Origin of the sequence: Pantoea sp. 1.19 (assembly GCF_001922585.1) — a bacterium.
In the GTDB taxonomy this organism is placed as follows: Bacteria; Pseudomonadota; Gammaproteobacteria; order Enterobacterales; family Enterobacteriaceae; genus 1-19.
In genome coordinates this window covers 1-8,990 of sequence record NZ_MRBS01000020.1, presented here as the reverse complement: position 1 = coordinate 8,990, position 8,990 = coordinate 1, and the positions used below count along the sequence as shown (strand labels likewise).

Genomic DNA, 8,990 nt, shown 5'->3' with positions numbered 1-8,990 from the left:
GATTCAGCGGGAAAACATCGGCACCACCAAAGACCGCCGGCTGCTGGAGCTGGAGCTCAACACCTGGGTGCGCGGCCTGGTCACGGAGATGACCGATCCGGGCGACGATCTGCAGGCCTCGCACCCGCTGCGCGATGCGAAAGTGGTGGTGGAAGACATCGAAGACAACCCGGGCTTCTTCCGCGTGAAGCTGTACGCGATCCCGCATTTCCAGGTCGAGGGGATGGACGTGAATCTGTCGCTGGTGTCTCAGATGCCAAAAGCCAAAGCGTAAGGCGGGAGCAGGGATGAAAATTTACCGCCCGCTTTGGGAGGATGGGGCCGTGCTGGCCCCGCAGCAGTTCCAGCAGCAGGTCCGCTGGCATGAGCACGTTGCTGACATGGTCGCGCGAATGGGAATGTCTCATCCCTGGGGGGTGGTGGCGGCGGAATTTGATGACGCCGCACTGGCGCTCTCGCGCCTGAACCCCACCCGTCTGGCGGTGCGTTTTCAGGATGGCACGCTGGTGGATACGGATCTGGCGGATAACCTTGCGCCGGTGTGTGATTTATCTGCCGCTGGCGGCGCTGAGACGGTTGAGGTGGTGGTGGCGCTGCCGCTGCTAAGCGCCAGCGGTGGCAATCTGGATAACGGACAGGACAGTGAGCGTCCGCGTCGCTGGAAAGCCGAACGGGTGGTGGTGCAGGAGCTGGCCGGCCATGAAAGCGGAGAGCTCGCCATTCTGCGTCATGCGCTCACTCTGCGCCTGTCCAGTCAGGAAAACGCGGCATACCTGACCTGTCCGGTGGCCCGCCTGGTGCGTAATGCGCAGGGGCAGTGGAGCCGGGATCCGGCGTTTATCCCGCCGCTGCTGGCCGTTTCTGCCAGCCCGCGGCTGACCGCCGAACTGGGTGACCTGCTGATCCGGCTGCAGGCCCGTCGCCGCCGTCTGATGGCCATGCGCCGTGAGAGCAATGAGCGGATGGCGGACTTTGCGGTGGCCGATGTCTCCCTGTTCTGGCTGCTCAATGCCCTGAACAGCGCCGAACCGGTGCTGGCGGAACTGCTGCAAACGCCGGGGCGTCACCCGGAGCTGCTGTACCGCGAACTGACCCGGCTGGCCGGTAGCCTGCTGACCTTCTCACTGGAGTACGACGCCGGGGACATCCCTGCCTATCAGCACGATGCGCCGGAACGGGTATTCCCCCCGCTGCTGGCACTGCTCGATAAGCTGCTGGAAGCCAGCCTGCCGTCGCGGGTGGTGAGTATCCACCTTGAGCATCAGGAGCAGATCTGGAAAGGCGCCCTGCACGATGCGCGCCTGCGCGAAGGGGCGGATTTCTATCTCTCCGTGCGCTCCCCGATGCCGAATCATGAACTGCAGACAAAATTCCCGCAGCTGTGCAAAGCGGGCAGTTTTGACGATGTTTCGGACGTGGTGAATGTCGCCCTGAGCGGGATGATTATCAAGCCGCTGACGCATGTTCCGGCCGCTATCCCGCTGCGTCTTGAGAACCAGTATTTCTCACTGGATCTGAGTACGGAGGCGGCACGCACGATGCTTGAGATGGGCAGTTGCACCTTCTACACCCCGCGCTCACTGGGGGAGGTGAACCTTGAACTCTTTGCGGTACTGCGCACATGAATAACGCCGAACTCAGTCAGACAGAACGTATCTTCTACCCGGGCTGGCTGATGGCCAGCCAGCTGCGGAGCGGTCAGGAGGTGCGCGACGGGGAGGGGCTCTATCGTCGGGCCTGTCGCCTGGTGCAGGAGGCGAGGGCGGCACTCACGGCGGCGGGGTATAGCGACAGCCGCCGCGATCATATGGTGTATGCCCTGTGTGCCCTGCTGGATGAGAGCGTGATGAACCGGGGAACAACCGATGATGGCTACCTGACCTGGCGCCGTGACCCGCTGCAGGCACACTTCTTTGGCACCCTCAATGCCGGTGAGGAGCTGTGGGAACGGATCCGGAACCTGCTGAAAGAAACCGCGCCCGATGCCGCGGTCCTGACCTGCATGTACCGAACCCTGCAGCTGGGGTTCGTCGGTCAGTACCGCGCCCGGGATGATGAGCGTCGTGAAGACGTGGTACGTGCGCTGGGCGAACGTGTTCCCGCTTTCACGCTTGCCCAGGATGCACCGATTGTTGCCCGGGCATCCCGCCTGCGCAGCGGCCGTCGCCTGTACTGGCTCTCCTGGATCCTCGGGGTAGCCGCACTGGCAATACTGTGGTGTGTGCTCTCCTCCTCCCTCAGCGAGCTGGTGAGTCAGACGATCAGGACGGGATAAAGCATGCGTGATATTTACCGGGGTCTGTTAATCGCTCTGGCGGGCGTGCTGGCGCTGTGGCTGATCCTGAGCTTCTGGCCGCTGTCGGTCGGGAGCCGCGTGGCGCTCAGCCTGCTGGTTATGCTGCTGGGCGGGGCCATGATCTGGCGTCAGCACCGGGCATCTCAGGTCCGGGCGATCGCGATCCGGGAGAGGGGGGACGCTATCCTGCCGCCGGAGGATTTTCAGGGGGCGGTGATCCTCGTCTGCGGCGATAACGCACCGCTGTTTGCGTCCGGATCTCGTCACCGGGAAACCCGTCAGGACTGGTATCTGCGGGTGAAGGATGCCGAACAGCTGCCGCGCCTTGCAGAGCACCTGATCCAGCTGCGCCCGGCGCTGGCGTCGCACATCTCCGTGATGCTGGCGGTGGTGCCGGAGCAGCACGCATCCGGTGACGATTTTACCCAGTCTCTGCGGGGCTGGCAGCGTGCTGTGGCCCAGTGCCGCGCGACATTTGGCAGGCTCCCGCCGCTGTGGACCGTGACCTGGGTGTCACCGCCGGCCGCCTGCGCTGACGCGGAGCCGGCCTGGTTTGCTGAGACGAGCCAGTGGCCGGGAATTCGGGCGTACCCGTCGGCACAGCCCTCTCTGTCACTGGCGGAGTGGGCGCGGGAGAGCGGAGCAGACCGGCATCTTTCCCGGCTGAGTCAGGGCTTGTGGCTGGACAGTCTGCTGGCCTGGCAGAACCGTGCCGTCAATGAGCTGCTGGCGGTACGGCGGGGCGATCTGCCGGTGATGACGCCCTGCGCCCAGGGCATATGTATGGCGCCCGTGAACGGTATCGCGGGCAATCTCTGGCAGCGGCACATCACCGCCATCACGGCGCTGCCGCCGGATGTGGCCGCGACCAGCGAGCCGCTGCCGCTGCCTGAACTGCTGCTGCCGGCGCTGCCGCGCCGCCGCGGCGTCAGCCACCGGATGGCGTTCTGGCGCTACGTTGGATTACTGGGCGGCACGTTTCTGCTGCTGGCTATGCTGGCGTCCTGGATGCACAACCAGCGTCTCATCCGCAGCGTTGGCGATCACCTGGCGTTATATCACCGGCTAACGGGTGACCCCGCTGCGCCGAAACTGCGGGCGCAGCAGCGCCTGCGGGCGGATGGCGCCCTGCTGGATGACTGGCTGCGCCGCGGGGAGCCACTGCGCTATCGGCTGGGGCTCTATCAGGGCGTGCGCCTGATCCCGCCGATTGAGGCCGCCGTCAGCGACTGGGCGCCGCCGCCGCCGCCGATCATTCAGCGAGTCATTCAGGATCCGAAAACCCTTCGTCTCGACAGCCTGTCGCTGTTCGATTACGGCGCATCCGTGCTGAAGGCTGGCTCCACCAAATTGCTGGTGAATTCACTCGTCGGCATCAGGGCGAAACCGGGCTGGCTGATTGTCGTATCCGGTCATACCGATAACACCGGTAATGCGAAGCTCAATCAGGCGCTCTCCCTGCAGCGTGCGGAAGCGGTACGCGACTGGATGCGGGATACCGGTGACGTACCGGAAAGCTGTTTTGCGGTGCAGGGCTATGGCGCAAGCCGCCCTGTCGCCACCAATGACACCGCGGAAGGGCGTGCGCTCAACCGCCGTGTTGAAATCAGTCTGGTACCGCAGGCCAGTGCCTGTCAGATACCGGGCCAACCCTCAGCGTTATCGCAGGATGATGACGCTTCACAACACAATGGAGAGTAATTTCATGGCTATTCCTGTTTATCTTTGGCTGAAAGACGACGGCGGCGCGGACATCAAAGGGTCCGTGGACGTTCAGGATCGTGAAGGCAGCATCGAGGTGGTGGCGCAGCAGCACAACCTGTACATCCCGACCGATAACAATACCGGCAAGCTGACCGGTACCCGTATCCACACGCCGTTCCTGTTCACCAAGGAGATCGACTCCTCCAGCCCGTATCTCTACAAGGCGGTGACCACCGGGCAGACCCTGAAATCGGCGGAATTCAAGTGGTACAGAATCAACGACGCGGGCCAGGAGGTGGAGTACTTCAACACCACGCTGGAAAACGTGAAGGTAGTGAAAGTGAACCCGGTGATGCACGACATCAAGGATCCTGCGAAAGAGAAGCACAACCACCTTGAGCAGATCGAGCTGCGCTACGAAAAAATCACCTGGACCTACAAAGACGGCAACATCATTCATTCCGATAGCTGGAACGAACGCGCCACTGCCTGATTACGCGTCGTATTTCGCGCGGTAACGGCGTTGGCTGCATTCGCTCACCCCGGTCACTTACCGCTGTAAGCTCCCGGGGATTCGCGAACTTGCCGCCTTGTTACCGCACGAACGATTTAGAGTAACCGCTCAGACAGGCAGTCCGCTCTGCCTGCCTTTTCTTTGCTGAGCGTCTGCTACACGGGCGCTCAGCAAAGCACCCCCACAATCTGCCAACCCGACCGCATGCGCTTTGGTCCCCTTCATGACAAACAGCGAAGGGCGGTAGCGTGTCCGGGCACCAACAAAGAGAGACACTCATGGAAAATCCCGCCGTTCTGCTGCGACGTCTGAACCCTTACTGCGCCCGCGCGATGGAGGGGGCGGCCTCGCTCTGCCAGACCCGCGCCCATGCGGAAATCCTGCCGGAGCACTGGCTGCTGAAGCTGTTGGAGCAGGGCGAGGGCGACCTGACGGTGCTGGCCCGTCGCTATGAGTGGGATATGGACAGTCTCTGGCAGGATTTGCTCGCCTGGCTGGATAAACAGCCGCGCTCAGTGCGTCAACGTCCGCAGTTGTCTGACGCGATTCAGACGCTGATGCAGGAAGCGTGGCTGATGGCCTCGCTGAACGGTGAGGAGCACATCCGCAGCGTGCATCTGCTGATGGCACTGGTGGATAAACCTAAACTGGCGCGCTGCGATGGGCTGTGGCCGCTGCTGACCCTGGCGCAAAGCCAGCTGGAGCGGCTGCGGCCGCTGCTCGATGCGCAGTCCGACGAGCGCCCGGCGGTGCAGCAGGACGCGGCGTTAGCCAAAAACGATGGCGTGGAATGGGTCGGCCGGGCGGCGGAGCCGGCGACGGCGCAGAAAGAGGGCGAACTCTCTCCGGCGCTGCAAAACGCGCTGGACAAGTTTACCCTCGACGTCACCGCCAAAGCGAAGGCAGGCAAAATTGACCCGGTGTTTGGTCGCGACACCGAAATTCGCCAGATGGTGGACATCCTCTCCCGCCGCCGCAAGAATAACCCGATCCTGGTGGGGGAGCCGGGCGTGGGAAAAACCGCGCTGGTGGAAGGGCTGGCGCTGCGCATTGCCGAAGGCAACGTCCCGGAGAGCCTGAAGCCGGTCGTGCTGCGTACCCTGGATCTCGGCCTGCTGCAGGCGGGGGCCGGGGTTAAGGGGGAATTTGAGCAGCGCCTGAAGAACGTGATCGAGGCGGTGCAGCAGTCGCCGGTACCGATTCTGCTGTTTATCGACGAAGCGCATACCATCATTGGCGCCGGTAACCAGGCGGGCGGCGCCGATGCGGCCAACCTGCTGAAGCCGGCGCTGGCGCGCGGCGAGCTGCGCACTATTGCCGCGACCACCTGGTCCGAATATAAGCAGTATTTTGAGCGGGATGCCGCGCTGGAGCGCCGCTTCCAGATGGTGAAGGTCGACGAACCGGATGACGACACCGCCTGCCTGATGCTCAGGGGCCTGAAATCCCGCTACGCGGAGCACCACGGCGTGCATATCACCGATGATGCGGTGCGCGCCGCCGTCACCTTGTCCCGTCGTTACCTGACCGGGCGCCAGCTGCCGGACAAGGCCGTCGATTTGCTCGATACGGCCGCCGCCCGCGTGCGCATGAGCCTCGATACGGTGCCGGAAGCGATTGTGCGCCTGAAAGCGCAGCTGACCGCTCTGGCGCTGGAAGAGCAGGCGCTGCTGGAAGATATCGCCGCCGGCAGCGACCGGCACGGCGATCGCCTGAGCGTCATTGAGCGGCAGCGGGCTGAGCTGGATGCGCGTATCGGAGAACAGGAGGCGCGTTTCAGCAGCGAAAAGGCACTGGCGCAGGAGCTGATGACCTGTCGTCAGGATATCAGCCGTCAGGCCGATATCCACGACCTGCAGCATCAGCTGAATAACGCACAACAGGATGATGCGCTGATCCAGATTGACGTCGACACCCGCACCGTGGCGAATGTGATTGCCGACTGGACCGGCGTGCCGCTCTCTTCGCTGATGAAAGATGAGCAGACCGAACTGCTGACGCTGGAAGCTGAAATCGGCAGGCGCGTAGTCGGCCAGGATGTTTCCCTTGAGGCCATCGCCCGGCGTCTGCGTGCGGCAAAAACGGGTCTCACCTCCGAGAATGGCCCGCAGGGCGTATTTCTGCTGGTGGGGCCGAGCGGCGTCGGTAAAACCGAAACCGCGCTGGCGCTGGCGGACGTGCTGTACGGCGGTGAGAAGTCGCTGATTACCATCAATTTGTCCGAGTATCAGGAACCGCACACGGTCTCCCAGCTGAAAGGCTCCCCGCCGGGCTACGTCGGTTACGGCCAGGGCGGCATTCTCACCGAAGCGGTGCGCAAACGTCCGTACAGCGTGGTGCTGCTGGATGAGGTGGAAAAGGCGCACCGCGACGTGATGAACCTGTTCTATCAGGTTTTTGACCGCGGCTTTATGCGCGACGGCGAAGGGCGTGAAATCGACTTCCGCAATACGGTCATTCTGATGACCTCGAACCTCGGCAGCGACCACCTGATGCAACTGCTCGACGAACAGCCGGAGGCCACCGAAGCAGACCTGCACGAGCTGCTGCGCCCGATTTTACGCGATCACTTCCAGCCGGCGCTGCTGGCGCGCTTCCAGACGGTGATTTACCGTCCATTAGCAGAAGCCGCCATGCGCACCATCGTGGAAATGAAGCTCGCCCAGGTGAGTAAGCGCCTGCATCGTCACTACGGCCTGAGCACGCAGATTGACGAGAGCCTGTATGACGCGCTGACCGCCGCCTGCCTGCTGCCGGACACCGGCGCGCGCAACGTCGACAGCCTGCTCAACCAGCAAATCCTGCCGGTGCTGAGTCAGCAGCTGCTGACTTACATGGCGGCGAAGCAGAAGCCACGCTCCCTGAGGCTGGGATGGGATGAGGAAGAGGGGGTAGTGCTGGCGTTTGATGAATAATCGGGGCAGATGATATGGATACGGTTGAAGAACTGAATGGAACATATTTTTTTGATGGTATTAATAACCTGACTGCCTGGGAATTGCTTTTCTGGATCCTTGTTGATGAAACAGAAAAACATCTGGGCATACAGGATATAGCAGGTATTGCTGCTTTAATTTTGGATAATAATATCATTGATATTCCCGGTAAGCCGGAAACGGCAACCCGGGGAACTTCTCCGGCTTCGTTATTTTTTCGCAGACATATTAGCTATAGATTCCGTAAAAGGATCTTACCAACGCTGACGAAGAAATCATTTTCGTTAAGAGGAATAAAGATTTTCTGGGGCAATAATCTGGGGGCTTTCGCCGGCAGAGCCGTTCCCGTTCTGGGCTGAGTGATCCTGACACATGACGTCTCCACCATTAGCTATCGGACCGTCACCCGGTATAACAGGATAGCCCGTGAAGAGGACAAAATCTGGTGAGCGAGATAACTGATGACATAGTAAGGGATTTTGTTCTTCGTGAGCTACCGCTTGTGACCACGCTTTTTCTGAAGAAAGTACCTGTCGGCGATGATGTTGCCCTGCAGGAAATTCATGAGGCTGACGACGTGGCTGAGATGGCTGAGAAATATTTTCGCTATTTCCAGGTTAAGTCGGATGGTTTCTCTGTCGATAATTATTATCCCTGGCGGGTGAAATCAATATTCTCATGTAAAATGGTCATGCAGAAAAAGCCGCCGCTGACGATACACATGTTTATTGAATCTGCCAGAGCAGGATGCTGGTTATATAAATAATTTCAGACTGCCTGTTCCGGCGCAGTCAGGCAAAACAGATTATCATCACGGAGTCATTATTATGAGTCTGACGAACACGCAGCAGAATACTCTCTCCAGTTTGATTAATACCACCCTGAATCGCTATCAACTTGATATTCCCTCCTGTACCTCGCCGCTGGACGTTGAAGATTTTTGCGGGACAGAGACGCTGAGTCAGCTCTACCGCTATGACATCAGTTTCACCAGTGCCGACAAGAACATGGATGCCCGCCAGATGCTGAGCAAGCCGGCGACCCTGGCCATGGGCGCGGGCAATTTGCTTTCCCTGACGGAGCGTAAAGTGGTTCACGGGGTGGTGACGCATTTCGAGCGTACCGGTGGCTCCGCGGATGAAGCGCAGTACTGCATTGTACTGGAACCGTTCCTGGCATTACTGGGGAATCAGTTCCGCACCCACCGCTTTTTCGTCAATAAGTCGGTACCGGACGTCGTCACCGAAGTATTGCAGGAGCATGGGCTGAAGGGCTGGGAGTATGCGTTCACCCTTAAAGCCGACTATCCGAAGCGCGAGCAGATTAACCAGTATCAGGAAAGTGACCTGGCGTTTATCGAACGCCTGCTGGCGGAGGTGGGGATTTTTTACTTCTTTACCCTGCAGCCCGACACCCAGACCGAAGTGGTGCACTTCGCGGACAGGCAGAGCGCCTGGGCGTTTGGAAAAACCCTGCCGCTCAGCAGCCCGTCGGGGATGAGTGACAATGCGGTCGACTCGGTGTGGGACGTCAGCGTCCG

7 protein-coding genes and 2 pseudogenes are annotated in these 8,990 nt (G+C 60.8%); all 9 read left to right on the top strand.

What is annotated here, in order from left to right:
• A pseudogene (locus BS626_RS17715) lies at positions 1-274 on the top strand (type VI secretion system contractile sheath large subunit); the annotation flags it as partial.
• 13 nt (positions 275-287) lie between these two features.
• On the top strand, positions 288-1,625 hold the full coding sequence (tssK, locus tag BS626_RS17710) for a type VI secretion system baseplate subunit TssK (RefSeq protein WP_075183675.1): 1,338 nt from the start codon (positions 288-290) through the stop codon (positions 1,623-1,625).
• On the top strand, positions 1,622-2,275 hold the full coding sequence (gene tssL / locus BS626_RS17705; protein ID WP_075183674.1) for a type VI secretion system protein TssL, short form: 654 nt from the start codon (positions 1,622-1,624) through the stop codon (positions 2,273-2,275). The genes tssK and tssL overlap by 4 nt, the downstream gene beginning before the upstream one ends.
• Positions 2,276-2,278: 3 nt before the next feature.
• On the top strand, positions 2,279-3,997 hold the full coding sequence (locus tag BS626_RS17700; protein WP_083615989.1) for an OmpA family protein: 1,719 nt from the start codon (positions 2,279-2,281) through the stop codon (positions 3,995-3,997).
• A 4-nt stretch (positions 3,998-4,001) separates the two neighbouring features.
• The gene (gene hcp / locus BS626_RS17695; protein ID WP_075183676.1) at positions 4,002-4,493 is read left to right on the top strand and encodes a type VI secretion system effector Hcp; all 492 of its coding nucleotides are present in this window, start codon (positions 4,002-4,004) and stop codon (positions 4,491-4,493) included.
• Positions 4,494-4,792: 299 nt separating this feature from the next.
• Complete coding sequence (gene tssH, locus BS626_RS17690) at positions 4,793-7,429, top strand: type VI secretion system ATPase TssH (protein WP_075183673.1); 2,637 nt, start codon at positions 4,793-4,795, stop codon at positions 7,427-7,429.
• Positions 7,430-7,443: 14 nt separating this feature from the next.
• Positions 7,444-7,899, top strand: a pseudogene (locus BS626_RS17685) (STM2901 family protein).
• The gene (locus tag BS626_RS17680; RefSeq protein ID WP_075183672.1) at positions 7,896-8,216 is read left to right on the top strand and encodes a DUF1493 family protein; all 321 of its coding nucleotides are present in this window, start codon (positions 7,896-7,898) and stop codon (positions 8,214-8,216) included. The pseudogene BS626_RS17685 and the gene BS626_RS17680 overlap by 4 nt, the downstream one beginning before the upstream one ends.
• Before the next feature lie 61 nt (positions 8,217-8,277).
• The coding region (locus BS626_RS17675) for a type VI secretion system Vgr family protein (RefSeq protein WP_139308871.1) at positions 8,278-8,990 on the top strand (713 nt) is incomplete at its 3' end.